Here is a 26,287-nt window from a genome sequence, read left to right on the forward strand (position 1 = left end):
CTAATATTTATATGACAATTATTGATTCCACATTAGCAGAATTTATCTTGGATGTTCACATTACAGAACAAGGTAATTTTTATTTTCTTGATGGTATTGTAATTTCAGAAATTAACGAAGGCATTACCTATACTTGGAAAGAAGCTGAAAAAGTTATTGAAACAGTTCATGCTTTTTATGGTCCAAACATAAGTGTATGTTATATCTCTAACCGTATAAATAACTATTCTGTTAAACCATCTGATTGGCTTAAATTTTATAGAAATAACAATACGCTAAATGGCTATGCTGTTGTCACAAAGAGTGAAAAAAGTTGGTTTAACGCACTAATGGAAAAAGTATTCTCTAAAGCGGAAGTCGAACGTTTTGAGGACTTATATGAAGCTATTGAGTGGGCTAGAATTAAAAATGACTTAGTAAATAAGACTAATCTTGCTTCTTAAGGTAAATCCCATCGTCTTTTAAGTCCACTAATTTTTGTTTATACAAAGTTCCTAATGCTTTTTTAAAGGTTTTCTTACTCATTTGTAAAGCATCCTTAATGTTTTCTGGACTTGATTTATCAGTAAGTGCTAAAAAACCATTATTATCTGTTAACTCTTGCATAATCTTCTCAGCGTTAGGCTCTATATTTCTATAACCTATCTCTCCTAAACTAATATCTAGTTTATTACCTGGTCTTATTTTTTTAACAATACCTTTTAATTTATCTCCAACACTAATGTCTTGAAAGATATTGTCTTTATAAATTAATCCTGTATGTTTATTATTAACTATTACATTCATCCCTAAATCACTTGGATGAGAAACAATAATATCTACTTGATCAAACTGAGATACAGTTAACTCTTTATTATCTAAAAAACGATTGGTTTTACTTGAAGCTACCAAACGCTCTGTAACCTCATCTAGATAACAACGTACCAAGTACCAACCTCCTTTTTTCATTGGGAAGGCTTGTTCTTTAAATGGACAAAACAACTCTTTTACCAATCCAAAATCTAAAAAAGCACCAAATTTAGTAACTTCATTACAACGTAACATAGCAAACTCGCCATCTAAAATATATGGTTCTGTAGTTGTTGCGATAATTCGTTCTTCGTTATCTAAATATACAAATACCTCGATTTTATCACCAATTTCAAAATGTTCTGGAACATATCTATTAGGTAATAATACTTCGTTATTGTCCTCATCACCTAAAAATAATCCAGGTTCTGTGTCTCTTAAAATTTCAAGTGTATTGAATTGTCCTATTTGTATCATTTTGCAAATGTAAGCATATAAAAAAAACGTTACAGAACTGTAACGCTTTTTTTATGTGTTTTTTTTAATTCTATTTGTAAACAGACTCTTTTTTGAAATGTTTAGCCAATAAATAGTAAACCACTGCTCTGTACTTATTTTTATTTGATCTTCCGTAAGTTTCCATTACAGAATCAATTGCCTTATCTAAATCTTCGCTATCTGCTAAGCCCAATTTTTTAATTAAAAAATTGTTTTTTACAGTCGCTAATTCTGATGCATCAGAACCAGAAACAGTTGCAGAATCTTTGTTATATATTGATGGACCACAACCTATAGTTACTTTAGTTAAAAAATCCATATCTGCAGTTACACCACACTTATCTTTTAGGTCTGTTGCATACTTTGCGATTAATTCATCACGTTTACTCATAATTTTAAATTTAGATTAATATTTTTAGCTTCTTAAAGGTACAATTTTTTTATATCTCTTTTTAAGCGAAAAAAAATAATATTACAATTACGATAAACGCCCAATTTTTTCGTTGAAATTATTTTACAAACTTAAAATAATCTAATAGTATAGCATCATTATCTCTTGAAGGTGTAAATACTTCTAATAATTTAGGTGTTATTGAAGTGTCATAAAAATCAGACAAAGCGACTACGAATTCATTTTCTGAAGATGCTGTAGCATATTCAAAACCATACATGTCACATAAATGCTTAGCAGTTAAATGATGTTTGGTTTCGAAAAAATAATCAAAGTTATCTGTATTTTTATGTCCTGGTAGGATTCTAAAAATCCCTCCTCCTTCGTTATTAATAACTATAATCCTAAAGTTTTTAGGTATGTAGTTATTCCACAACGCATTACTATCGTAAAAAAAGCTTAAATCTCCAGTTATAAAGACGGTTGGATTATCTCTTGTTATTGATGCTCCAATTGCGGTACTAGTACTTCCATCAATTCCGCTAGTGCCTCGATTACAAAAAACGTCCAACGTTGGATTAATATCAAAAAGCTGTGTATATCTAATAGCAGAACTATTACCAACTTGTAATTGCGTATGATTTGGTATACTTTTTAGTAACACATCAAATGCTTTAAAGTCAGAAAATGGTATCAACCCCATGTATTGCAAATGCTTTTCTCTTCTAATATCCATTTGGTTTTTCCAAAATGGATTATAATCACTTTTTAAAGCTTTAGTTAATGGTATAAAAGATTGGAAAAACGAGTTTATTGATTGCTTAAACACCTTATTTAGCACAAAAAAGGTGTCATTTGCCCCATTTTCTGCTACATGCCAATGTTGTTTTGGCTTATGGGTTCTTAAAAATTTCTTTATTTTTTTTGATACTATTAAACCTCCAAAGGTTAATAGTATTTCTGGTTGTAAGCCTTGTAACTCTTGTTCAGAAAGCGCACCAATTAATTTATCAATACTTGGACAAATATTATCGTGATGTAAGTTAGACGTGCTTTCGGTTAATATCAATACACTTTCATCTTCTGCTAAAACATCAATAAAGTGCTGCTCTACGCTGTTTGGAGCTAAAACACCTACTAATACTAACTTCTTTTTGGAGTTATTCCAAATTTCAGCGAAAGCGTTATAATCTTCACTACCTATATTAGGTTTTGGTACGGGCACTATTTCTGGAGTTACCGTAAGTGCATCCACCATTTGATATAAAGGCTCATCAAACGGAATATTAACATGTACAGGACCTTGAGTGGTTATGGCAATATTAAAGGCTTTATTAATTTCGGTTTCGTTATGCTGTTGGATACCTTGTTGTAGACCCAAAAAGCGTTCGATTTTATTCTCAATACTCTTCATTATTGGCAAGTCTTCCGCGAAAGCGTTTTCTTTTTCAGGATTTAAATCTTGCTTTAAATTAGCCGAGTATTGTATGTGATTTTTAAAAACGTTTTCTTGATTTATAGTCTGTCCATCTCCTATTCCGACCAAGTACTTAGGTCTATCTGCACTTAAAACCACTAACGGAACATGGCTATAATACGCTTCTGACACTGCTGGATAATAATTTAACAACGCACTACCGGAAGTACAAACAACTGCTACAGGATGCTTTATTTGTTGTGCGATACCTAATGCGAAAAAAGCTGCGCAACGCTCGTCCACAATACTATAACATTTAAAAAAAGGATCGTGAGTAAATCCAATGGTTAATGGCGCATTTCTGCTTCCTGGAGACAGTACAATGTGTTGGATATTCTTGGCTTTACAAAGCTGAATTACCGTTTGCGCTAAAGGTATTTTTGGGTGTTTCATGTGTTTAACAAAAATACGAAACCCAAATCCTAAATAAAACCATTATAAGAGGTTTTTAACAGTCTTAGATTTTGCCACGGTTTCTTCCCATTCGTTTTCAGGTATAGAATCTTTTGTAATTCCGCCACCAACATAGAGTAATGCTTGGTTATCCTTAATTTGCAGACATCTTAAATTAACAAACAAATGCGATATTGTTTTTACGGATCCGTAAGCGTTATTCTCTACGTTTCTACGATTGGTATTTCTTGTTTTGGCTTGTTTAATATTTATTTCGCCTAAAAAACCGGTATAATATTCACGATTATAGCCTTCTTTTTTTAATATAAACTGTTTAGCGTTTTCTTTAGGTAAACCGCAAACTGCAGGTGTTGGATGTAATTTAGCAATAACAGACTGCAATCCATTTTCGGGCTTTAATAGTCCAGAAATCTTAGTTTGCAAATGCAATAAATTTCCTGCTTTGATAGTCTCTGTAGTGCCCAAATTAATACTACTAACTGATGCCTCTAAACTACCTACTATAAAATCCGTAACTAATTGCTGTTCTTCTTGCTCCTTGGACTGCCACTGGACATCAACTGTGTTTTTGTATTGTTGCGTACCCGCAAGAGACATGGTTAAAAAGCGGTTGCCTTCTACTTTTAACAACGTTTCAGGCGTTGCACCTAGCCACAGTCCTACTTTTGGATGATACCAACAATACACCATTGCTGTTTTATAAGTCGCTAACAGTTTTTTAAATAGTAAAAGCGTATTGTCTTCAGGAAAAGTTTCGGTTTCAACTCGAGATATCACTACTTTTTTAAAACTACCATCTTCAATTTCGGAAATAGCTTTCTCTACTATTTGGATATGTTTCGCTTTCGCTGAAACATTTATCGTGCTACTTAATTGGCTTTTAGACTGATCCGGTTTACTATCAAACAAACAATCTATTACTTCGCTTTTATCGAAAGGAAATAATACCGTATTATCTTCATTTTTAAAAGGTGAAAACACAAAACCGCTAGCCTCAAAATTTGTCGTAAAATGAAGCTGATTGCTATCCTGAAGCATTGCTTTTACTGCTAATTGATTGGGCTTTTTATACGCTACAAAAGGAAGCTGATTTGTAAACTGCTGAGCAAGCTGTTCAAAAAAATCTGAAGACGTCATAACTTACTTCTTTTTAGGTAAAGAAATGGTTGACAATTTGCATAACGAAATAAGGTTATCATCATCATCCGTTACTCTAATATCTAGTAATTGCGTTGTACGTCCTTTATGTAAAAAAGTAGCCTTAGCGTAAACATAGCCTGAGCTAATACTTTTTAAATGGTTGGCTGTAATCTCCAAACCTCTAATCATTAAATTTTCTGAATCTAAAAATATATGCGAAGCAAAACTACCAACGCTTTCTGCTAAAGCTGCTGTTGCGCCACCATGCAACACACCATCTGGTTGATGTACACGTGGTGTCACTGGCATTCTGGATACTAAAAAATCCTCGCCATAATCCACAACTTCTATCTCTAAGGTTTCCATTAAAGTGTTTTTGCTTGATTTATTTGCTATTGCTAACACTTGTGCTTTAGAATACTTCATGTATCTTTAATTTTAATGTAAAAATACAAAACATAGCGCTAAAATGACAGCTCCAACTCTTGAAAACAATCGTGTAAAACTAATACCTTTAGACTTAAGTAATTATAAACAATTAATTACTATTTCTAAAGAAACTGATTTGATTTATTATTCGCCTAATACCATTTCTACTCCTGAGACTTTAAGAGATTATGTTCAAACAGCTGTAGATGGTTTTTATAATAATACAATATTACCTTTTATTGTTTATGATAAACAACTTCAAGCCTTTGCTGGCAGTACTCGTTTTGGTTTAATTAATCATAAAAACAAGGTTTTACATATAGGTTGGACATGGATAGGACATGATTTTCAAGGAACAGGCTTAAATAATCATATGAAGTTTTTAATGTTACAATACGCTTTTGAAACTTTGAAATTTGACAAAGTAGAATTTAGAATTGATGAGCGTAATAAAAAATCTAGAAAAGCGGTCGAAAAATTAGGAGCATCACTTGAAGGCATTTTACGTCAAGACACTGTAATGTCTGATGGTTTTAGACGAAGTACATGCTGTTACGGTATTTTAAAAAGCGAATGGCCTACGATTAAATCTAATACTTTTATAAGATTTTAATCTGTAGTATAACACTCAAAACAAGCTTGAAGTTGTTCTGGAAGACTTAAATCTTCAGAACCTTTAAGACGCTGTGTTACCAAACCTTTATTATCTATGGTCGTTTTAAATAATTTAGCATAGGACACTAAACTATCTCGTCTTGATTTTATTTTACTAATGATCTCCTCGCCATCAATTTTAGAAAATTGAGTTGGCCAAACTTTTAAAGCTTGCAGCAAAGCTTCATCATTAAGAAGTAATTGCAGTTGCTTTGCTTCTTGAATAAATAAGTTTTCTTCTGTATTTAATAAAAAATATTGATCAAATGGATAAACCAATCCTGGCATAAAATCTATTTCGTTATCAAATGGACGCAACTCTTTAACTAAGTTTTCATTAGACAAAATAGAAGGTATAATTCCCTCTAAATTAATAAAAGCATTGTCCCTATCTCCTGCAATTGGAATAGCTGTGTAAGTTTGATCTGTTTGCTGCAAAGCCCAACCCCATTGTTTAGTATGCCTATCCCAATCGCCAATTAATAAATCAAATAATCTTGCTCTAATAAGTGCAGGCTTATCAATAAATACAATATTGGTGTTACTTAATTTTAATTCTTGTAGTTTTTTGGTGTCAACGATTTTAGACACGTTGGTTAAGTTTGTCCAATTGGTTTTACTTTCTGTTTCGTACTCTAATAAAAATAATCTATTCCCATATTTGTTATTATACTCTCCCAATAGTCTTTGCTTTGGAAGAAATACCACTTTAGGTTTGGTGTTAATTATAGCTACTTTATTAGCTAGCTCAGCAGCCAATATAGCACTATATGGATGTTGTGCCGAAATACCATCCACTATAATATTTTCTAAACCTAGTGTTTTTGCTAGATCTGGAATAAGTTGTTTTGGATCTTTATTAACACCTCTAAGCGTTAATTCTATACCATTTTTAGTTTCTAGTTTTAAAGAGTGGGTTTGTTTACCACCACCTTCTTTAGTAATTGTAACACCTCCAAATAAAGTGTCTAAAAATAATACAGGAGCTTTAATTGGTGTTGCCCAAGCAGCGCGATATTGCTCTCCTTGAAAAAGTTTTTTAATCTCATCTGCTTTATATAAAGCGCTTGCAGCTACTAATACAGAATCTAAATTATGAAAATCTATAATATTAACATTATTAATATTAACTAACTGAGAGGTTTTAAATGTTTGGTTTGTAGATGACGTAGACCAATACAAAAGACCTATAAAAATTATAAGCATCACAATTATAAAGTAAATAACTTTTTTTATCAATTTAGTCCTTCTTTAAGTTAATAAGTAAAATACTAAAGGTAAAACAAGTCTTTAAATTTTTGAAACTAGAATTATAAAAATTAAGTTAAATTATAAGTTTGTAGCATTTTAAAATGATTTTTAGTTAAAATCAATTAGCAACCCTTTTTAAAAATTCCTGTTCCGTTTCCCAAATTTCTGGGGAATAGTCTGAAGCTGTAAAATATTCAAACTCTATAATTTCGCCATTATTTAAAGTGTCTTTACCTATTAAATAAAAGTTTTCTCCGACATGCAGACTCTTATAAGATTTTGCTGCACAAAAATATATTGTATCACCTATTTGATATTTTTTAACGGACTTTACGTCTTCTAAGTCAAGGTTTGAATCTTCGTTTTGATTTAGACTATACTGTTTAAAGCGAATATTATTTTTATTCCATCGTAATGTGCTAATACTTTTAACTTGGATTGGTGTATTTAAAAGCTTTGAAAATCTAGAATCATCAGAAATGTCTTGTCTAGATTCGTATATAATTGAAATAAAAAGAGCTGCACCTAATAAAATAATAGTTGCTAGAGTGACCTGCAAAAACTTTCTTATAGTTTTGGGCTCAATTATCATTATTTAATTTAAGCTATTAAGTTAGCAACAATGTCCTTTATAGGCAAGATAGCTTTTGTGTGCTCAATACTTGGACCAGCTACCCAAACGGTTTTGTAAGTTGCTTTTTTGGCTGCATTTTCAGTTGCTTTCATACCTATTGAAAAACGAATCATTTTAACCCATTTTTTCAATTTTTTATTTTTATTTAATACACGTTCTAGCCACGTTTGTTTAGTACCAATTTTTTGAACATATGGTGTATTAATTACGGTACATGGTGTCCCAGAGATACGCTCTGTCATGATAATATCTTTTTCGCCATAATCCACACATGCTTGCTTATACTCATCTGTAACACCAGCTTCAACAGATGCTATAAATGGACTTCCTACAGATACGCCTTCTGCTCCATAACTTAACATTTTATCAATATCTGCTTTACATCCTACTCCTCCAGCTGAAATAACTGGTATATTTAAAGCTTTACTTAGTTGATTAGTTAATTCCTGTGGTGATAAATTACCTCTGTGTCCTCCTGCTTCATTATTAACTGCAATTGCAGCATCTGCACCTAATTGTTCTACTTTTTTAGCAAAACGTAGGTCTGTCACATCACAAAACACTTTAATACCTGCTTTGTGAGCTTGATTAATGGTTTCTTCTGGACTCCCTAAAGACGTTATAATAAAATCGCAACCTTCTTCACATAATACTCTAAGTTGTTCTTTATACTTAATATTAGATTTATTCACTATCAGGTTAAATCCAAAGGATCCTCCTTCTACTTTATTTGCTTTTAACTCATGTATTGCTTCTCTTAATTGATCTAAAGTACGATAATTAAGTGCAGGAATACATCCTGCAATACCAGCTTTCATAGCTTCTGTGACCATAGCAACATTAGACACCAAAAACATTGGTGCTTGAATTATTGGGTATTGTATATTTAAAAGTTGAGTTAATTTAGTTTGCATAATCATAATGTTATTTAAACAAATATAACAATAAATTTATTATGCATGCATAGTTTTTTTTTGCTTCAATTATGAACACAAAAAACCGTAAAATTACTTTATAAGTATTTTCTTAATTACTTGACCCATATTAGTTTCAAAAGTTAGCAAATACATTCCAGGAGATAATTTTTCAGTATTTAAAAAATCAGTTGTTATATTTCTATTTATTAATAAACGTCCTTGGACATTATATAATTTAACAGATTTTAGAATTACAGAATCCTCTGTCTTAATATGTATTCCGTGAGTGGTTGGATTAGGGAAAACCATTATTAAATTACCATTTAAATACTCTTTAATGCCTAAATTATTTACAACTTCGGTGGTTACAGTATTTGTAGCAACTGGTAAGTTATAATCAAAATAAATATCTGCTTCACCACTTATAAAATCACCTATAGCTATAGTTGATTTTGGTTTAATCTTATATACTATAAAACCATTACTACCTGCATCATCAATACCTTGATAAGGCAAGTTAATGTTACTAAATAAAAATTCAACTTCACTACCATTCGTTATCTTTACATCATATGTATGACTTGAACTTATCACTTCAAAGGTTGACCAATCTAACTCAACATCTAGTTTGTCTTCAATTCTTACAAAAGTCGCATTTGCAGAGCCAGTATTTTGAAATCTAATAATATAATCTAAATACTCGTCTACTTGATCTATAGTAATTGTATTTCCTTGTAAAACTCTTTTATCATTTGGGTCAAAAGCATTTACAGCTATTTGTTCTAAATTAAAAATATTATCACTAGGTGTATAATCTGTGATATTAGGTAATACAGTTGCAGTAAAATTTATAACGTCGCCATCATTTACTGTAGGTGGCGAAAAGGTTTCCATGATAATATTTATTTCTTGCTTTTGAAAAGGCATTAAACTAGTTATTAAAAAATCCAAACTATTTAATGATACTGCATTTTGTTCAGGTAATGAAGAAACAAAAGATTGTTTAGTATCGTCAAAATTTAAACTTGCATTTATATTATTTACTGTTTGTGTCCCTATATTTTTTACTACCAGTTTATAACTAGCCTCAAAACCAGGACGAGCATTAGTAATAGGTAAAAGGGTGATATTTAAATCCTCAACGGTTTGATTAGAAGTTAAACAAAAATCAATTTGCTCTGTTGATGATGTATCAAAAGTTACAGTAGTAGATTGTGGAGAGGCTGAGAAATATTCTGGCAAATTTAATAATGATACATCATAAGCACTACCAACAACAGCAAAATTATAATTACCATTTTGTAATACTCCTGAATAAGATCCTACAGAATTAATCGCATTTACAATAAATTCATTTGTTAAAACGTCTCCTGAATCACAACCATTAACATCTTGGTCATATAAAACAGTACCCGAAATATTGTTACAATTTGTAGACATATTATCACCTAATATAGTCCATCCTAAATTATTAATTAAATAATCTCTATCAGTAAAATTACAATATTCTAGACCTGTGGAATCAAATGGCTTATTTTGTATTGAATAAACGGATAGTTTTTGTAATAATACATCATAATTCTGAACATCTAAACCACTATTGGCTACAAAATAGTCGATATCAGTTACATTAGAAAAATCCCAATTACCTAGTGATTGATTAAATGCTGAAGCCCCATAAAACATACCATAAAAATCTTCAACTGATGCCGTATTCCAATTATCTAGTGGTTGATTAAATGACGATGCATTTAAAAACATATGATATATATAAACTGCACTAGATAGATCCCAAGTATTTATAGATTGATTAAAAGCAGTAGCTCCTTTAAACATACCTTGAAATTCTTGTATAGCAAATGTATTCCAATTACTTAAAGGTTGATTAAAGACAGATGCATTTGAAAACATATTTGAAACGTCAACAACATTAGAAACATTCCAATTATCAAGTGGCTGATTAAATGAAGTAGCATATGAAAACATAGCGTCTAAATGAATAGCACTACTAGTGTTCCAACTACTTAAATCTTGATTAAAAGTTATTGCATTATCAAACATATAACCAAAATCATCTACAGAAGAAACATCCCAATTATTTAATGTTTGATTAAAGGATGTTGCATACCTAAACATATGATTAAATGATGTTATATTTGACACATTCCAATTATTTAATGGTTGATTAAATGCGTGTGCCTGATAAAACATTCCATACATGTCTTCAACATTAGAAACATCCCAAGTATTAATTGGTTGATTAAATGAAGTAGCATAAAAAAACATCCTTTTCATGTTAGTAACATTAGACACATCCCAATTATTTAGTGGTTGATTAAATAAACTAGCACCTTGAAACATGTCTTCCATATTAGTAATGGTTGAAACATCCCAATGATTAATAGATTGATTTAAACTAGCTGCTTGACCAAACATAAATTTTAAACTAGTTACTTGCGATAAATCTGGAGCATCAGTAGCATTAATAACTAAATTACTGCAACCTCTAAATGCATTTTCCATGGATTCCCATTGTATATCTCCCCATTGTTCAATGCTTTTTATTTTTAATTGACTTAAATAGGATGCACTAGTAAAGTTAGGTTTAGAATAATTACCTGTAATACTTACCGTATAAGTACCAGCTTGTGCGTATGTATGTGAGGTACTGTAGATATTGTTCGTGCTTAAAATTGTGCCATCTCCAAAATCCACTGAATAGTTATAGCTATATACAGGATCAGTTGATGCAGGAATTTCAATATCTAAACTTCCATCTGTAACCTCCCAAGTAGTAATAAAGGGTTGTTGAGCATAGATGTTAATTAATACAAAAAAAAAGATGGTAGAAGTGTAAAATTTTCTCATATTTAAATTGATTAGCAACTAATTATGTTTCTTCAAATCTAAACAATAAAATTTTTAAACAAAAAAACGCAACCAAAATAATGGTTGCGTTTTAAATATTATGTGATTCTGATACTTAATCAGATCTATAATTATTTTACTTCTTCAAAATCTACATCTTCAACATCGTTTCCTTCTGTTGAATCTGCTCCTGCATTAGCATCTGGTCCAGGTTGTCCACCTTGAGCATCTGCTTGTGCTTTGTACATTTCTTCACTAGCTACTTTCCAAGCTTCGTTAATTTTTTCTAACGCTGGCTCGATAACTGCTATATCTTTGCTTTCGTAAGCTGTTTTTAATTCTGCTAAAGCTGCTTCGATTGGTGCTTTTTTATCGTCAGATAATTTATCACCAAATTCTTTTAATTGATTTTCTGTTTGGAAAATCATAGAATCTGCTTCGTTTAATTTCTTAGCATTATCAGCTGCTTTTGCATCTGCTTCAGCATTTGCTTCAGCGTCAGCTTTCATTTTCTTAATTTCTTCTTCAGTTAAACCAGAAGACGCTTCAATACGAATATCTTGTGTCTTATTAGTAGCTTTATCTGTAGCAGAAACTTTAATGATTCCGTTAGCATCAATATCAAAAGCTACCTCAATTTGCGGTACACCTCTTTGTGCTGGTGGAAGACCATCTAAATGGAAACGTCCAATGGTTTTATTATCTGCTGCCATAGCACGTTCACCTTGTAATACGTGAATCTCAACTGATGGTTGGTTGTCTGCTGCTGTAGAGAAAACCTGAGATTTTTTAGTTGGGATTGTTGTATTTGCTTCAATTAACTTAGTAAATACGTTACCCATAGTCTCAATACCTAATGATAAAGGCGTTACGTCTAAAAGTAATACATCCTTAACATCTCCAGTTAAAACTCCTCCTTGGATACCTGCTCCTAAAGATACAACCTCATCTGGGTTAACACCTTTACTTGGTGCTTTTCCAAAAAATGCTTCTACTGCTTTTTGTACTGCTGGAATACGTGTAGATCCACCTACTAAAATAACTTCGTCGATATCAGATTTTGATAAACCTGCTGCTTTTAAAGCCGATTGACAAGGCTCAATAGTACGTTTTACTAAATCGTCAATTAATTGCTCAAATTTACTACGTGTTAAAGTACGTACTAAGTGTTTTGGTCCACTTGCTGTAGCAGTAATGTATGGTAAATTGATTTCTGTTTGCTCTGAAGATGATAATTCAATCTTCGCTTTTTCTGCAGCTTCCTTAACACGTTGTAAAGACATTGGATCTTTACGTAAATCCATTCCTTCTTCATTGTTAAACTCGTCTGCTAACCAATCAATAATTTTTTGATCAACGTCATCACCACCTAAGTGTGTATCTCCATCTGTAGATAACACTTCAAATACACCATCTCCTAACTCTAGGATAGATACATCATGTGTTCCTCCACCAAAATCAAATACTACTATTTTTTGGTCAGTCCCTTTTTTGTCCATTCCGTAAGCTAAAGCTGCTGCTGTTGGCTCGTTAATGATACGACGTACTTTTAATCCTGCAATTTCACCAGCTTCTTTAGTTGCTTGTCTTTGCGAGTCATTAAAGTAAGCTGGTACAGTAATTACTGCTTCAGTTACATCTTGACCTAAATAATCTTCAGCAGTTTTCTTCATTTTTTGAAGAATCATTGCAGATAATTCTTGAGGCGTGTATAAACGACCATCAATATCAACACGTGGTGTGTCATTATCTCCTTTAACTACTTTGTATGGTACACGTTCTGCTTCGTTTTTAGATTCAGAATATTTGTTACCCATAAAACGTTTAATAGAATAAACTGTTTTTGTTGGGTTAGTTACTGCTTGTCTTTTTGCTGGATCACCAACTTTAATTTCGCCTCCTTCAACAAAAGCGATAACTGAAGGTGTCGTACGTTTACCTTCTGCGTTTGGGATGACAACAGCTTCATTACCTTCCATTACAGAAACGCAAGAGTTTGTTGTTCCTAAATCGATTCCAATAATCTTACTCATAATTTTATATAATTTTAAATTTTGTATTGTAATTGTTACGATGACAATAAGTCAATGATTATGCCATAACAAGTTGACTGACATGATGGCAGAAATCTATCAAAATTGAAATGGTTTTAATTATTATATCTGCAACAAAAAACTATATTTGTCGCTCAATACTAAAACGATTTAGTGATATGGAGTGTATTTCGGTTTTTGACATGCTTAAGATTGGTGTAGGACCTTCTAGTTCTCATACCTTAGGACCTTGGAGAGCTGCAGAACGATGGATTTACGAACTAAAAGAAGCTAACCTTTTTGACAGTATCCAAAAGGTAACCATCGACCTATATGGTTCTTTATCTTTAACTGGTAAAGGTCATGCTACAGATTTAGCAGTCATGTTAGGTTTAAGTGGTGCAGATCCAGAACGTATACCAACGGATACTATTGACATTATTATTGCATCCATTAATAATACCTCAAAGTTAGTTTTAAATAACGAGCGTATTATTCCGTTTACTCCCAAATCAGACATTATTTTTAACAGAGCATTTTTACCGTTTCATGCAAATGGAATTAAGTTTACCGCTTTCGCGGAAACCGAAATCCACACATCCACCTTCTACTCTATTGGTGGTGGTTTTGTTATAAAAGAAGAACGTACGGTCGATGCCGAAAATAAAGAATTAAAAAAAGAATTTCCGTATCCTGTTGACAAAGCAACAGAGTTACTAGCGTTTTGTACAAATGAAAATAAAAGCATTTCCGAAATAGTTTTAGAAAACGAACGCTCTCTTAGAACCGATGAAGAGATTGACTTCGAGTTACATCGCATTTGGGATACCATGCTGGAGTGTATGTTTATTGGTTGTCATACCGAAGGTAACTTACCTGGAGGATTAAACGTACGACGTCGTGCTTTTGACACACACAAGCGTTTAAACATTGAAATGCCATACACTACACCTCAAGAATGGTTAGAAAGCATTAGAAACAGTGAAGTTAAATTTAGACAAATATTAAAATGGGTAAGCTGTTTTGCTTTGGCTGTAAATGAAGTAAATGCTTCTCTTGGTCGTGTGGTTACTGCACCTACAAATGGAAGTGCTGGCGTTATACCAGCAGTACTTATGTATTATATGGTTATAGAAAACCATGATGCAGATTTTGAAGACATTAAAAAATTCTTGTTGGTAGCTAGCGAGATTGGTAGCATCTTTAAAAAAGGAGCCACTATTAGTGCTGCAATGGGTGGATGTCAAGCCGAAATTGGTGTCTCTTCCGCTATGGCTGCAGCAGCCTTATGCGAATTACTTGGAGGTAGCCCAGAACAAGTCATGATTGCAGCAGAGATTGCAATGGAACATCATCTTGGATTAACCTGCGACCCTATTGGAGGATTAGTACAAATCCCTTGTATAGAACGCAATAGTATGGGAGCAATTAAAGCTATTAATGCAGCCGAATTAGCTTTAGATACCGATCCTAAAAACGTAAAAGTACCTTTAGATAAAGTAGTTGATACCATGTGGGAAACTGCAAAAGACATGAACACTAAATATAAAGAAACTAGCGAAGGTGGATTGGCTATACGTGTTAATATGGCGGATTGTTAACCGTTTATTCTTGGCATTTTGATCTAGTATCTACTAAATAAAAGATTTTCCACTCTTGATTAACTTTTAGTAATTGAAACGAGTTTACGCCACAATGACTAAGTTTGTCATTGTACCAAAACTGATAAGGCGTCCATACATTTGCCATATTGCCATAAATTTGCACAGTATAGCTTAATAATTTTTCAGAAAACGTTTGGTCTTCTGGAATAGCAACAATCTGTTTTATAAAATCAGAAAAATTAGAGGTCATTAATTCCAAATTGCCATTAGTATTTTCACTTATTGATTGCATAACAACAGCTTTATACACAACACTTTTAATTACTACAGAATCCTGATTATGAAATCCTTCAAAAAAAGTTGTAATGGTTTCAATTGCTTTTTCTTGTTCATCATTTTGAGATACACAAAAACTACTAAACATTATAAATAGTAATAGACTAAATAATTTCATAAAAAAAATATTACAATTATTAGCTAAATATAAGTCTTTCAAAATAAATTAAAATTTAGAATAAGCCTTTAATTTAGTACATTTACATTCTATAATAAATAACAAAACATGTCTGTAGCAAAAAAAGAATATAAACGCGTTACCGTTAAATCATTAGTAGAAATGAAAAAAAATGGAGAAAAAATCTCCATGCTAACTGCCTACGACTATACTATGGCTAAAATAGTAGATGGTGCAGGTACAGACGTTATTTTAGTTGGTGATTCTGCTAGTAATGTAATGGCTGGACATGAAACAACATTGCCTATTACTTTAGATCAAATGATATATCACGCATCCTCTGTAGTACGTGCTATTGACAGATCTTTAGTTGTAGTAGATTTACCGTTTGGTAGTTACCAAAGTGATCCAAAAGAAGCTTTAAGAAGTGCTATTAGAATCATGAAAGAGTCTGGTGGACACGCAGTAAAATTGGAAGGTGGTAAAGAAATTAAAGACTCTATTAAACGTATCCTTAATGCTGGAATACCTGTTATGGGACATTTAGGTTTAACACCTCAATCTATATATAAATTTGGAACTTACACTGTAAGAGCTAAAGAAGAACAAGAAGCAGACCAACTAAAGGAAGATGCACTTATGTTAGAGCGCATTGGATGTTTTGCTATTGTATTAGAAAAAATTCCTGCAAAATTAGCTCAAGAGGTTGCACAAAGCGTATCAATACCAGTAATAGGTATTGGAGCCGGAAATGGTGTTGATGGTCAAGTACTAGTCTTACATGATATGATAGGAATGACGCATGAGTTTAACCCTCGTTTTTTACGTCGTTACATGAATTTATATGAAGAAATGAGCCAAGCAATTGCTCAATATGGCGAAGACGTTAAAAGTGGAGACTTCCCTAACGATAACGAGCAGTATTAATAACTTTTAGCTATTAAGACTAATTTGCAATACTATTATATATCCTAATGTCAAAAGTTTTATCTAATAAAGACAACCTTCAAGTTATTTATGAGGACAACCACATTATTGTCGTTAATAAACGTGCTGGAGACCTTGTGCAAGGTGACAAAACAGGAGACACACCATTAAGTGACGTTATTAAAAATTACATTGCCCAAAAATACAATAAACCAGGCAATGTGTATTTAGGGACTGTCCATAGACTAGATAGACCAACAACAGGCTTAGTTATATTTTCAAAAACTAGTAAAGCCTTGCCAAGATTAAATAAGTTGTTTGTATCCAAGGACATCTCTAAAACCTATTGGGCTTTAGTTAAAAATAGGCCAGAAAAAGATGCTGATACTTTGATCCATTGGTTAAAGAAAAATCCAAAAAACAACAAGTCTACAGCTTATATAAAAGAAGTACCAGATAGCAAAAAGGCAATCCTGCATTACAAGATAATCAAAAAGCTAGACAACTATTTTTTACTTGAAGTTAATCTAGAAACAGGACGTCATCATCAAATACGCTCGCAACTGTCTAGTATAGGTTCTCCAATTAAAGGCGATTTAAAATACGGATTTGATCGCAGTAACAAAGACGCAAGCATAAGCTTACACGCAAGAAACATACAATTTACTCATCCAGTCTCTAAAGACGATATAAACATTACAGCACCTTTACCTAAAGATCCTATTTGGAACGCTTGTTTGTAATATTTGGGCGTTACCACAAGGGTCGTGTCATCCATTATATCTTTTTTTGCCATTTATGGCAGCAAAAAAAGGATGCCATTACTACCACTAACGCATGAGCAGCAAACCAATAAAATAGTTTATCTTTAATATTAAAACACTACTATGATTCCTGAATTATTAAACAATCAACAAACGTATTTTAAAACAGGTAAAACATTAAGTGTTCCCTACAGAAAAACACTTTTAAAATCGTTGTTAAGTCAATTAGAAACTAGAGAGCAAGAGATTATAGATGCGTTATATAACGATTTTAAAAAACCTGAATTTGAAAGTGTTTTAACCGAAACAGCGATTGTAATTCAGGATTTAAAATACACTATAAAAAAGTTAAATAAATGGGCAAAACCAAAGCGTGTATTACCAGCGTTATTAAACTTTCCGTCCACTGATTATTTGTATGCAGAACCTTATGGAAGTGTTTTAATAATAGCGCCTTGGAATTATCCCTATCAATTAGCATTGGCACCACTAGTTGGTGCAATTGCAGCAGGAAATACAGTCATTTTAAAACCTAGTGAGTTAACACCACACACCTCTGCATTAATTAGCGATATTATTAAAACTGTTTTTAAACCTGAACATGTTACGGTCGTACAAGGTGGTGTAGATATCTCTACCAAATTACTAGAGCAACATTGGGATTATATTTTCTTTACAGGTAGTGTTGCAGTTGGTAAAATAGTTGCTAAAGCTGCTGCTCCAAACTTAACTCCTGTTACATTAGAGTTGGGTGGAAAAAACCCTTGTATAATTGATAATACAGCAAATATAAAGCTAGCAGCAAAACGTATTGTTTGGGGTAAATTTGTAAATGCAGGTCAAACGTGTATTGCTCCAGATTATGTTTTAATACATGATAGCAAAAAAGGAGCTTTTTATAAAGCTATGCAGCATGAAATACAATTAGCATACTCCTCTACTCCAAAACAATCTAAAGATTTTGCGCGAATTATAAATGCCAAAAACTTTGAGCGCTTAGCAAAAATGTTAGTTAATCAAAAGTGCATTATTGGCGGACAAACTGATGCTTCTGATTTGTACATTGCACCAACTATTATTGATGAGCCACAGCTTGATAGCGAAGTGATGAAAGATGAGATTTTTGGTCCGATTCTTCCTGTGATTTCTTATCAAAAAGATTCGGAATTAGACACTATTATCATGTCATACAATAAACCGTTAAGCTTATACGTATTTGGCTCAAATTCCGCGAAAGCGAAACAATTAATACAAAAATTCTCGTTTGGAGGAGGATGCATTAATGATACCATTGTACATTTTGCTAATCATAGATTACCGTTTGGAGGTGTAGGTAATAGTGGACTTGGTGCTTATCATGGACAGTACACCTTTGACACGTTTAGTCATAAAAAAGGTGTTGTTAAAAAAGCTAATTGGTTGGATATACCTGTACGTTATGCGCCTTATAAGGATAAGTTAAACTTTGTTAGAAAGGCTTTAAAATGGCTATAATAGTAGTCTATTAAGCTTGTTTTATTAAGGGATACTCTAATTGCAACTTAACACCATTTCCTGGTTTTGAAGTTAAATTGTAGGTGGTATTAATAAGTTGGGCACGACTTTTCATGTTTAATAAGCCTGATCCTTCTTTTACTGTATTTATATCAAATCCTTTACCATCATCAGTTGCTACTAAAATTAGTTTATCTGCTAGATAATTTAAGGTTACTGTCAAGTTTTTTGCTTCAGAATATTTAACTGTATTGGAAAAAAACTCTTGTAAAATTCTGAATATAATAATCTCGTGCTTTTTATCATTAAAAGGAACAACATCACCTTTAACTTGTAATTCTGCCGAAGCAAACTTCATTTTTTTAAGTCGGTTTAACTCGTTGGTAATGGACTGTTCAAAACCAATATTTAGTATCACTTCATTATTTAATGATCGCGATAACATCCTAACTTCCTTTAAACTTTGTTTTACAAAATCTGAGGCTTCAGTAAAGTTTTCGTTTCCATCAACATTTAATTTAGTTTTAAGAATATTAAGTTGCATGCTTGCAGCTGCTAATAATTGTCCAACATTATCATGAAGCTCCCAACCAATATTTTTTAGTGTTTGTTCTTGTATTTCGGTTTGGGCATTTGATAGCTCTAAATCAAATGCGCGTTGTTGTAAAATTTTATCTAATAGTAGTGAGTTTTTTCTTTTTTGAAATACTATAAAAAACAATACTACCAAGGTGGTAACCACAATAAGCACACCAATCATATAAATTAGCAAATAACGTTCTGACTGTGTAGAGGTTGCCTGTGTTTGTATAAGATTTAAAATATTAATCATTTATTTTTTTGTGGTTTAGAAGCTATTAATCCCAATACAAAACAAGTATACATAAATATATTAGCAAATAGAAATACGCGACGTTTTAAATTTGCAAAATCCCAGTCTGCAGTAGTATTGTAAGTTTCGTAAAAAATAATAGGAGTTGTTATTAGCCACCATAAAAATAACCCAAAAGTAGCATAAACAGCAAATGATTTTGATAGATTTAAAAGGTCGTCACTTTTAAGTAATTCTAAACAAAAAAGCGTTACGCATATAAAAATTATTGAGGCGTCTAAAATAAAATAAAACGTATGATGCGCATTAAAAAAGGCGTCGTAATTAAAGACTACATGTATAGTGAAAATTAAAACATATATTAAGCTTATATATTTAATTATAGTCTTAAACATCTTGATTTTAAACAAATTATAATAGTAAAACAAGATGAACACGATACTTCCAAATAACCAAAATACATTATACCATAGTCGGGTTGTTAAGCCCAATTGTCTTACAAAGTGCACTAATGCGTTACCTTTAAGATAAGTTAAGACACAACCCACAAACTCGACAAAGACTATGTAAGCTAAAAAAAATATAAAAATTTTTGTTGCTTTACTTTTATGCTTTTTAAATAAAATAACGCCTGTTATAAACGCTATTAATTCAAAAAAATAAACAATAAAATTAAAATGTTTGGTTAAAAAATCTATCATCTAATCGTTTTCATGAGGACTTGAAATTAATAATCCAAAAGTAAAAGTTAAGTACATCATGATATTTGAAAACAAAAATATTTGCCATTTTAAGATTACAAAATTCCAATCTTCATCAGAATTGTAAATACCATAAAAAATAACTGGTGTTGTAATTAACCACCAAAAAAGCAACGCTATACTAATATAAAAGTCTAATATTTTATAAAACCTAAGCATTTTATCACTTTGTAACAACTCGATAAAATAGCACGTTGTAAATGTTATTATAGAAAAAGCAGCTAACACACTTATTAAAGGTAAAAAGCCATTAAAAAACTGAGTTGTATTACATGCTATATAGATTATTGAAATTATTAAACTTAATATACCTACTGCCAATACTATAATTTTATGTGTTTTGTTTTTTAAAATCTTATGATAATAAAACATATAAAACACTATGCTTCCTAAAATGTAAAAAATAGTAAATAGCCAATAATTATATCTAAATACAGAATTTTGTACAGTAGTTAACCACTCAAACGTATTGTAAAACGAAGGATACTCGCCTACCAAATCAATAATAAATACATAAACTAAAAAGTAAATAAAGTATTTTCCAGAAGTAAACTTGTATTTTTTGTAACTAAACACTGCAACAAGCACAGCCAACAACTCTATACTATGAGTTATTACACTATAATTTTGTCTTAAAAATGTTTCCACTATTACGGATTAATGAGGATAATTAGAGTTTGGAGGATTACCAGCAGTTCCCATATTTAAAGGGTTAGCTCCTTCAATATCAGTATTAGCTGATGCTGCAAAACCTTTACTTCCATCAACCATTTTAACATTTCCCGTTGGTACCATAAACATGGTAGTATATCCAACCTGATTTTTACTTGTTGGATAAGCTCCTAAATATACTCTTAATCCACTCATATTATAACCTAAGCTATCAGATTGGTTTTTAGCATAATCTATATAATTCGTAACATCACCTAAGGACCACCAGCTTGAGCGATTATCAGGTCGTTTTACAATACTGTCGCTAATTAAAGCATGTCTAGAATTGTAGGTAGAATCTAATACTATTGCTTGATTTGGTGTAATTACACCTCTTGGTTTTATAACTGGGTTAGTAACGTGAGATCCATTTAAAGTGTTTGAATAAAAGTACATTACCAATGCGCCAATAATTAATCCTAAGATTAAGCTGCCTAAGTTTTTCATTTGTTTTAAAAGTTGGTTAATAGCAATTTAAAAGTAATAAAAATAAATTAGCTAACTATCTTTTACTAAGAAAACTATCTAGTTATAATAAATATTAAATATTGTATTACTGCGACTTATACTAGTCCAGTTTAATCAAATTTTCTGGCTCAGAGATAAAAAAACCAATAGCAAATGAGATATACATTATAAAGTTTAGAGATAAGTAAATTTCCCACTTTAATAAAATATAATCCCAATCACCATTTACCATATAAACATCATAAAATGTTAATGGTGTCACGACAATCCACCATATAAAAATGGCTATAGCAATGTAAAAATAAAGAAACTTATAAAATTTTATAATTTTATCATTCAGCAATAATTCTATAAAATAAAAGACACTACAGCTAAGTATTATTAAGGCTCCTGTTATCTGAATTACGGGAAAAAACTGAAAGAAAAACAAATCACGATTATAAATAATATATAGTATAGAAAAAAGAACAAACCCGTAAGTACTATATTTTAACACTTTATTAAAAAGCTTATTAGGAATAACTTTTTGAAATAAAAGTGAAAATAAGACAATACCAATAATATCAAAAGCAATAGTATACCACCAATAATTTTGTCTAAATAACGAGTTATATATTGGCTCTAAAAAGTCAAAATTTTTGTACATCGAAGAGTATGTACCTATTAACTCTACAACTAAAAAATATACTAATACTTTAACAAAAAAAGTAGCAGGTGTTCCTTTATGTTTCTTGTAAGTTACAAGACCAGAAACAACTGCTACTAAAATGAAGAATTTAGTTAAAATACTATAATTGTCCTTTAAAAATTCTTCCATAATAATTAATTTGGATAACCAGCTCCTGGAGGCATTCCTCCTTGTCCTCTATCTATTCCATCTGCACCTTTAATATCTATGTTTTTACCATTAACATCTTCTGTAGGCACCATAAATATAGTGGTTAACCCTTTAGATGTTTCCTTATCGGTTTGCACACCTAAATAGCATCTTACACCATTTACATTAGGATTTTGTTCTTTAATCATTTCTAGAAATGCTTGCATATCTTCAAGAGAATACCACGAAGACCTATTATCTTCCTGACCTGCAGCAATATTGTTAGCATCTTGACGTAGTTTCGTCCACGCGTTACTTAGTGTTTCGGCTTCTGTAGCCGAAATTTTTCCAGTTGGTTCTGACATTTTAAAATATGGTTTATAGTTATTAATAGCTGTTTACGAAAGTACAGAAAATCTATTAAACTTTAAACATTTATCCCAACCAACCATCTCTATCTAAACTTCTGTATTGGATTGCCTCACTAATGTGATTACCTTTAACATCTTCACTACCTTCTAAATCTGCTATGGTTCTAGATACTTTTAATATTCTGTCGTACGCTCTTGCGGAAAGATTTAAGCGTTCCATTGCTGTTTTAAGTAATTGTTTTGAAGCCTCTTCTAACTTACAATACACCCTAATTTGCTTGGTTGACATTTGTGCGTTATAATGTACATTTTCAAAAGTTTCAAAACGAATGGTTTGGATTTTTCGGGCTTGAGTCACTCGTTTTCTTATGTCTACAGAAGATTCGCCTTTACGTTCTTCAGACAATTTTTCAAAAGGTACAGGAGTTACTTCAATATGAATATCAATTCTATCTAAAAGCGGTCCGGAAATTTTACTTAAATAACGTTGCATTTCGGCAGGACTACTAGTTACAGGAGCATCAGGATCGTTAAAATATCCACTTGGACTAGGATTCATACTAGCAACCAACATAAACGATGATGGATACGTTACAGTAAATCTTGCTCTAGAAATGGTAACTTCTCTGTCCTCTAACGGTTGTCTCATCACTTCTAAAACACCACGTTTAAATTCTGGTAATTCATCTAAAAATAAAACACCATTATGTGATAGTGATATTTCACCTGGCTGTGGATATGCACCTCCACCAACAAGTGCAACATCACTAATGGTGTGGTGAGGACTTCTAAAGGGTCTTTGCGCCATCAAACCAGTGTCCTTAACACGACCAACTACACTATGTATTTTTGTAGTCTCCAAAGCTTCATGTAAAGTCATTGGTGGTAAAATACTAGGCAAACGCTTTGCTAACATAGTCTTACCTGCTCCTGGAGGACCTATCAAGATAATATTATGTCCACCTGCTGCTGCAATTTCCATGCAACGTTTTATACTTTCTTGACCTTTTACATCACTAAAATCAAACTCAGGAAAGTCTAAGTTTTTTTCAAATTCTTTTCTTGTATCAATTATAGTTTGTTTTAAAGCTTCTCCTTTATCGAAATAATTAATGACTTGTTTTATATTTTCTACTCCATAAACCTCAAGACCATCAACAATAGCAGCTTCTTTTACGTTTTGTATAGGTAGTATAAAACCTTTATAACCTTCTTCTCGAGCCTTTATAGCAATTGGCAAAGCCCCTTTTATAGGTTGTAAAGTACCATCCAAGGACAACTCGCCCATGATTAAAAAATCCTCTAAATTATCTGCTGCTATTTGTTTAGACGCAGCCAAAATACCCATAGCCAAAGTCAAGTCATAAGCAGAACCTTCTTTACGAAGGTCTGCTGGTGACATATTTATAATTATTTTTTTACCTGGAATTTTATACCCATTATTTTGAAGTGCAGCAGCAATCCTAAAATTACTTTCTTTAATGGCATTATCCGGAAGCCCAACAAGATGGTATCCAATACCACTATCTATATTAACTTCTACGGTTACTGTTGTGGCTTCGACACCAAAGACAGCACTTCCAAAAACTTTTCTTAGCATAAAATGGTTAGTTTAGATACTAAAAGTAGGAAAAAAGTTTCAATACTCTACTTTAATACCGTAAACTCTATTGCAGAATCGTTGTAAACTTTGTGCGTTTGCGCTTTAAAATCAGATGCTTTAGCCTCAAAAATATTATCCACGTACGTTTGTGGATTGATATCTATGTAAGGAAAAAATGTACTTTGTACTTGTACTTGTATTTTGTGTCCTTTTTTAAAGGTGTGTAACACATCTTGCAACGTGATATTTACAGCAGTTTTTTGATTTGGTACAAAAGGTTCTGGATTAGTCATACTATTTCTAAAACGCCCACGCATAGTTTCGCTTCTAATTAGCATGTGGTAATTACTTAGTTTTAAATGGTCCTGAACATCGTCTGTGTTTTCTGTGTCAGCAGGAAAAACATCAATAACTTTAACAATCCAATCGGCAGATGTACCCGTTGTAGACACTTGTAATTTAGCTAAAATATCTCCAGCTAAAGTGATGTCGTTTTCTAAAACTTCAGTTTCAAAAGTTAAAACATCAGGACGTCTTGATGCAAAACGCTGATCGTCGGTCATAAACTTACGTGGTGTAAATACCACTTTTATATCTTCCGTGTATGGTACAGGCTTTTTAGGATCACTAATAAAATCGCTAGTCCCTATCATACGATTTGCTTTTTGCGTTAAACGTTGATTTGGTTGCATAAAATAGCTTTCTTTAACGCTGTTTTCTGGTGGCCAAGCCGTAAAATCTGACCATTGTTTGGTTCCTGTATTAAAAAAGTGAGCTTCTGGTAAGTCCACTGTACCATCTGCTTTTTCTTTTAGGAAATGGTTAAAGAATTTAGTTTCTATATTCTTCTGAAAGTAATCAGAGATACTATCTCCAAAATGAATATTACCGACTACTTGACGGTCATTACTTCTTGCCCAATCCCCATGACTCCAAGGTCCAAAGACAACACCGTTATAGTTTTTACTATTTTTTTCAATAGACTTATACGTGTTAAATGGTCCATATAAATCCTCTGCATCAAATAAACCTCCTACGACTAGCGTCGCTGGTTTAATATCTTTTAAATGTTGTAGAATTCCTCTACTCTGCCAGAATTCATCATAATTTGGATGGCTCTTTATTTGGTTCCAAAACTCATTATCTTCTCCGTAATACTTATTTAAATTACTAAGCGGTCCTGCATCTAAGAAAAATTGATATTGATCTTCAGTACCAATTTCAGGAAACTTGTACCAAGCTTCCTTTGTTGGTTTATCCTTCATATAACCAAACACTGAAGTCGCTCTCCAATAACTTAACAAAAAAGCACCATTATGGAAAAAATCATCAAAAAAGAAATCGCCAATACAAGCTTGAGGAGAAGCTGCTTTTAAAGCAGGATGGCCCGATAACGTAGAGTAAGTCGCATAAAACCCAGGATAAGAAATTCCCCAAGTCCCCACATTACCATTGGTGTTATCTACATTATTTACTAACCAATCTATAGTGTCATACGTATCACTAGCTTCGTCAAACTGTTTGCCTGTTTTATTTGGTATAAACGGTCTCATGTTATCATAAACCCCTTCACTATTCCAACGTCCTCTAACATCTTGATAAACTATAATATTACCCTCTCTCATTAAATATTGATTAGGTCCTATCTTTGATTTAAACTCGGCATCACCATAAGGTCTGCAACTGTAAGGTGTACGTTGCATTAAAATTGGATACTGTTTAGAAGTATCTTTAGGCGAATAAATAGTGGTATGTAATTTTACACCATCACGCATAGCAATAGAGACTTCTTTTTTATTGTAATGTTCTGCTACAATAAAAGTGTCTTTTGCTTTTTCAGTGGTAGTGGTGTCTAATTTTAGTTGGTCTTTACAAGACGAAAATACTAGCGTTATGGCTAATAAAAGAAGGATACGTTTCATTAATTTTTGCTTTTAAAAAACTAAAGATAGGTATTTTATTACTAAACTGAAACTAAAGCTGTAC

25 protein-coding genes are annotated in these 26,287 nt (G+C 32.1%); 6 read left to right on the forward strand and 19 right to left on the reverse strand.

Annotated features, from left to right (window positions below; translation table 11 throughout):
• Positions 1–11: 11 nt before the first annotated feature.
• Positions 12–443 (forward strand): hypothetical protein, encoded by a 432-nt coding sequence (locus V6251_RS01815; RefSeq protein WP_341586773.1) that lies wholly within the window; start codon positions 12–14, stop codon positions 441–443.
• On the opposite strand, the gene V6251_RS01820 is transcribed toward V6251_RS01815, so the two are convergent.
• The 5 genes from V6251_RS01820 to V6251_RS01840 form a co-directional block, all read right to left on the reverse strand.
• Entirely contained in the window at positions 427–1,266 is an 840-nt protein-coding gene (locus V6251_RS01820; protein ID WP_341586775.1) for a CvfB family protein, read from the reverse strand. The genes V6251_RS01815 and V6251_RS01820 overlap by 17 nt on opposite strands.
• A 70-nt stretch (positions 1,267–1,336) precedes the next feature.
• Positions 1,337–1,678, reverse strand: coding sequence for a DUF2853 family protein (locus V6251_RS01825; RefSeq protein WP_028281981.1), 342 nt, complete (start codon positions 1,676–1,678; stop codon positions 1,337–1,339).
• Positions 1,679–1,796: 118 nt separating this feature from the next.
• On the reverse strand, positions 1,797–3,548 hold the full coding sequence (gene menD, locus V6251_RS01830; RefSeq protein WP_341586776.1) for a 2-succinyl-5-enolpyruvyl-6-hydroxy-3-cyclohexene-1-carboxylic-acid synthase: 1,752 nt from the start codon (positions 3,546–3,548) through the stop codon (positions 1,797–1,799).
• Between the two features lie 42 nt (positions 3,549–3,590).
• Entirely contained in the window at positions 3,591–4,706 is a 1,116-nt protein-coding gene (locus V6251_RS01835) for a chorismate-binding protein (RefSeq protein WP_341586778.1), read from the reverse strand.
• A 3-nt stretch (positions 4,707–4,709) separates the two neighbouring features.
• The gene (locus V6251_RS01840) at positions 4,710–5,135 is read right to left on the reverse strand and encodes a PaaI family thioesterase (RefSeq protein WP_341586780.1); all 426 of its coding nucleotides are present in this window, start codon (positions 5,133–5,135) and stop codon (positions 4,710–4,712) included.
• Between the two features lie 43 nt (positions 5,136–5,178).
• On the opposite strand from V6251_RS01840, the gene V6251_RS01845 reads away from it, so the two are divergent.
• Positions 5,179–5,751: a GNAT family N-acetyltransferase gene (locus tag V6251_RS01845; RefSeq protein ID WP_341586782.1), complete on the forward strand. Its 573-nt coding sequence runs from the start codon at positions 5,179–5,181 to the stop codon at positions 5,749–5,751.
• Here the strand turns inward: V6251_RS01845 and V6251_RS01850 are convergent.
• The 5 genes from V6251_RS01850 to dnaK form a co-directional block, all read right to left on the reverse strand.
• Complete coding sequence (locus tag V6251_RS01850) at positions 5,748–6,998, reverse strand: hypothetical protein (RefSeq protein WP_341586783.1); 1,251 nt, start codon at positions 6,996–6,998, stop codon at positions 5,748–5,750. The genes V6251_RS01845 and V6251_RS01850 overlap by 4 nt on opposite strands.
• Before the next feature lie 163 nt (positions 6,999–7,161).
• The gene (locus V6251_RS01855) at positions 7,162–7,635 is read right to left on the reverse strand and encodes a hypothetical protein (RefSeq protein ID WP_341586785.1); all 474 of its coding nucleotides are present in this window, start codon (positions 7,633–7,635) and stop codon (positions 7,162–7,164) included.
• An 8-nt stretch (positions 7,636–7,643) separates the two neighbouring features.
• Positions 7,644–8,591: an NAD(P)H-dependent flavin oxidoreductase gene (locus tag V6251_RS01860; RefSeq protein WP_341586787.1), complete on the reverse strand. Its 948-nt coding sequence runs from the start codon at positions 8,589–8,591 to the stop codon at positions 7,644–7,646.
• Positions 8,592–8,684: 93 nt separating this feature from the next.
• The gene (locus tag V6251_RS01865; RefSeq protein ID WP_341586789.1) at positions 8,685–11,462 is read right to left on the reverse strand and encodes a BspA family leucine-rich repeat surface protein; all 2,778 of its coding nucleotides are present in this window, start codon (positions 11,460–11,462) and stop codon (positions 8,685–8,687) included.
• Between the two features lie 131 nt (positions 11,463–11,593).
• Entirely contained in the window at positions 11,594–13,495 is a 1,902-nt protein-coding gene (gene dnaK / locus V6251_RS01870; protein ID WP_341586791.1) for a molecular chaperone DnaK, read from the reverse strand.
• A gap of 179 nt (positions 13,496–13,674) precedes the next feature.
• Between dnaK and V6251_RS01875 the strand changes: the two genes are divergently transcribed.
• Positions 13,675–15,096, forward strand: coding sequence for an L-serine ammonia-lyase (locus V6251_RS01875; RefSeq protein WP_341587163.1), 1,422 nt, complete (start codon positions 13,675–13,677; stop codon positions 15,094–15,096).
• A gap of 4 nt (positions 15,097–15,100) precedes the next feature.
• Here V6251_RS01875 and V6251_RS01880 read toward each other — a convergent pair whose 3' ends face one another.
• A complete protein-coding gene (locus V6251_RS01880) occupies positions 15,101–15,553 on the reverse strand; it encodes a nuclear transport factor 2 family protein (protein WP_341586792.1) in 453 nt (150 codons plus the stop codon).
• Positions 15,554–15,661: 108 nt separating this feature from the next.
• Between V6251_RS01880 and panB the strand changes: the two genes are divergently transcribed.
• The 3 genes from panB to V6251_RS01895 all read left to right on the forward strand — a co-directional run bounded on the left by panB (position 15,662) and on the right by V6251_RS01895 (position 18,738).
• Positions 15,662–16,480, forward strand: coding sequence for a 3-methyl-2-oxobutanoate hydroxymethyltransferase (panB, locus tag V6251_RS01885; RefSeq protein ID WP_145001868.1), 819 nt, complete (start codon positions 15,662–15,664; stop codon positions 16,478–16,480).
• Between the two features lie 47 nt (positions 16,481–16,527).
• Positions 16,528–17,223 (forward strand): RluA family pseudouridine synthase, encoded by a 696-nt coding sequence (locus V6251_RS01890; RefSeq protein WP_341586795.1) that lies wholly within the window; start codon positions 16,528–16,530, stop codon positions 17,221–17,223.
• Positions 17,224–17,367: 144 nt separating this feature from the next.
• A complete protein-coding gene (locus V6251_RS01895) occupies positions 17,368–18,738 on the forward strand; it encodes an aldehyde dehydrogenase (RefSeq protein ID WP_341586797.1) in 1,371 nt (456 codons plus the stop codon).
• Between the two features lie 10 nt (positions 18,739–18,748).
• Here V6251_RS01895 and V6251_RS01900 read toward each other — a convergent pair whose 3' ends face one another.
• The 8 genes from V6251_RS01900 to V6251_RS01935 all read right to left on the reverse strand — a co-directional run bounded on the left by V6251_RS01900 (position 18,749) and on the right by V6251_RS01935 (position 26,223).
• A complete protein-coding gene (locus V6251_RS01900) occupies positions 18,749–19,570 on the reverse strand; it encodes a sensor histidine kinase (RefSeq protein ID WP_341586798.1) in 822 nt (273 codons plus the stop codon).
• A complete protein-coding gene (locus tag V6251_RS01905) occupies positions 19,567–20,271 on the reverse strand; it encodes a hypothetical protein (RefSeq protein WP_341586800.1) in 705 nt (234 codons plus the stop codon). Before V6251_RS01905 ends, V6251_RS01900 begins: the two co-directional genes overlap by 4 nt.
• The gene (locus V6251_RS01910; RefSeq protein ID WP_341586802.1) at positions 20,272–20,979 is read right to left on the reverse strand and encodes a hypothetical protein; all 708 of its coding nucleotides are present in this window, start codon (positions 20,977–20,979) and stop codon (positions 20,272–20,274) included.
• Between the two features lie 9 nt (positions 20,980–20,988).
• Entirely contained in the window at positions 20,989–21,489 is a 501-nt protein-coding gene (locus tag V6251_RS01915) for a hypothetical protein (RefSeq protein WP_341586804.1), read from the reverse strand.
• A 121-nt stretch (positions 21,490–21,610) separates the two neighbouring features.
• Complete coding sequence (locus tag V6251_RS01920; protein ID WP_341586805.1) at positions 21,611–22,327, reverse strand: hypothetical protein; 717 nt, start codon at positions 22,325–22,327, stop codon at positions 21,611–21,613.
• 5 nt (positions 22,328–22,332) lie between these two features.
• Positions 22,333–22,692: a hypothetical protein gene (locus tag V6251_RS01925; RefSeq protein ID WP_341586807.1), complete on the reverse strand. Its 360-nt coding sequence runs from the start codon at positions 22,690–22,692 to the stop codon at positions 22,333–22,335.
• Between the two features lie 70 nt (positions 22,693–22,762).
• Positions 22,763–24,298, reverse strand: a complete 1,536-nt coding sequence (locus V6251_RS01930) for a YifB family Mg chelatase-like AAA ATPase (protein WP_341586809.1) — start codon at positions 24,296–24,298, stop codon at positions 22,763–22,765.
• 47 nt (positions 24,299–24,345) lie between these two features.
• On the reverse strand, positions 24,346–26,223 hold the full coding sequence (locus tag V6251_RS01935; protein ID WP_341586811.1) for a CocE/NonD family hydrolase: 1,878 nt from the start codon (positions 26,221–26,223) through the stop codon (positions 24,346–24,348).
• Positions 26,224–26,287 lie beyond the last annotated feature (64 nt).

The organism is Olleya sp. Ti.3.14 (assembly GCF_038154885.1).
Lineage (GTDB): Bacteria > Bacteroidota > Bacteroidia > Flavobacteriales > Flavobacteriaceae > Olleya.

Bases quoted from the DNA above. Each gene is read 5' to 3' on its own strand.
- V6251_RS01815 (WP_341586773.1), top strand. From the start codon at position 12: ATGACAATTATTGATTCCACATTAGCAGAATTTATCTTGGATGTTCAC.
- V6251_RS01820 (WP_341586775.1), bottom strand. From the start codon at position 1,266: ATGATACAAATAGGACAATTCAATACACTTGAAATTTTAAGAGACACA.
- V6251_RS01825 (WP_028281981.1), bottom strand. From the start codon at position 1,678: ATGAGTAAACGTGATGAATTAATCGCAAAGTATGCAACAGACCTAAAA.
- menD (WP_341586776.1), bottom strand. From the start codon at position 3,548: ATGAAACACCCAAAAATACCTTTAGCGCAAACGGTAATTCAGCTTTGT.
- V6251_RS01835 (WP_341586778.1), bottom strand. From the start codon at position 4,706: ATGACGTCTTCAGATTTTTTTGAACAGCTTGCTCAGCAGTTTACAAAT.
- V6251_RS01840 (WP_341586780.1), bottom strand. From the start codon at position 5,135: ATGAAGTATTCTAAAGCACAAGTGTTAGCAATAGCAAATAAATCAAGC.
- V6251_RS01845 (WP_341586782.1), top strand. From the start codon at position 5,179: ATGACAGCTCCAACTCTTGAAAACAATCGTGTAAAACTAATACCTTTA.
- V6251_RS01850 (WP_341586783.1), bottom strand. From the start codon at position 6,998: ATGCTTATAATTTTTATAGGTCTTTTGTATTGGTCTACGTCATCTACA.
- V6251_RS01855 (WP_341586785.1), bottom strand. From the start codon at position 7,635: ATGATAATTGAGCCCAAAACTATAAGAAAGTTTTTGCAGGTCACTCTA.
- V6251_RS01860 (WP_341586787.1), bottom strand. From the start codon at position 8,591: ATGCAAACTAAATTAACTCAACTTTTAAATATACAATACCCAATAATT.
- V6251_RS01865 (WP_341586789.1), bottom strand. From the start codon at position 11,462: ATGAGAAAATTTTACACTTCTACCATCTTTTTTTTTGTATTAATTAAC.
- dnaK (WP_341586791.1), bottom strand. From the start codon at position 13,495: ATGAGTAAGATTATTGGAATCGATTTAGGAACAACAAACTCTTGCGTT.
- V6251_RS01875 (WP_341587163.1), top strand. From the start codon at position 13,675: ATGGAGTGTATTTCGGTTTTTGACATGCTTAAGATTGGTGTAGGACCT.
- V6251_RS01880 (WP_341586792.1), bottom strand. From the start codon at position 15,553: ATGAAATTATTTAGTCTATTACTATTTATAATGTTTAGTAGTTTTTGT.
- panB (WP_145001868.1), top strand. From the start codon at position 15,662: ATGTCTGTAGCAAAAAAAGAATATAAACGCGTTACCGTTAAATCATTA.
- V6251_RS01890 (WP_341586795.1), top strand. From the start codon at position 16,528: ATGTCAAAAGTTTTATCTAATAAAGACAACCTTCAAGTTATTTATGAG.
- V6251_RS01895 (WP_341586797.1), top strand. From the start codon at position 17,368: ATGATTCCTGAATTATTAAACAATCAACAAACGTATTTTAAAACAGGT.
- V6251_RS01900 (WP_341586798.1), bottom strand. From the start codon at position 19,570: ATGATTAATATTTTAAATCTTATACAAACACAGGCAACCTCTACACAG.
- V6251_RS01905 (WP_341586800.1), bottom strand. From the start codon at position 20,271: ATGATAGATTTTTTAACCAAACATTTTAATTTTATTGTTTATTTTTTT.
- V6251_RS01915 (WP_341586804.1), bottom strand. From the start codon at position 21,489: ATGAAAAACTTAGGCAGCTTAATCTTAGGATTAATTATTGGCGCATTG.
- V6251_RS01920 (WP_341586805.1), bottom strand. From the start codon at position 22,327: ATGGAAGAATTTTTAAAGGACAATTATAGTATTTTAACTAAATTCTTC.
- V6251_RS01925 (WP_341586807.1), bottom strand. From the start codon at position 22,692: ATGTCAGAACCAACTGGAAAAATTTCGGCTACAGAAGCCGAAACACTA.
- V6251_RS01930 (WP_341586809.1), bottom strand. From the start codon at position 24,298: ATGCTAAGAAAAGTTTTTGGAAGTGCTGTCTTTGGTGTCGAAGCCACA.
- V6251_RS01935 (WP_341586811.1), bottom strand. From the start codon at position 26,223: ATGAAACGTATCCTTCTTTTATTAGCCATAACGCTAGTATTTTCGTCT.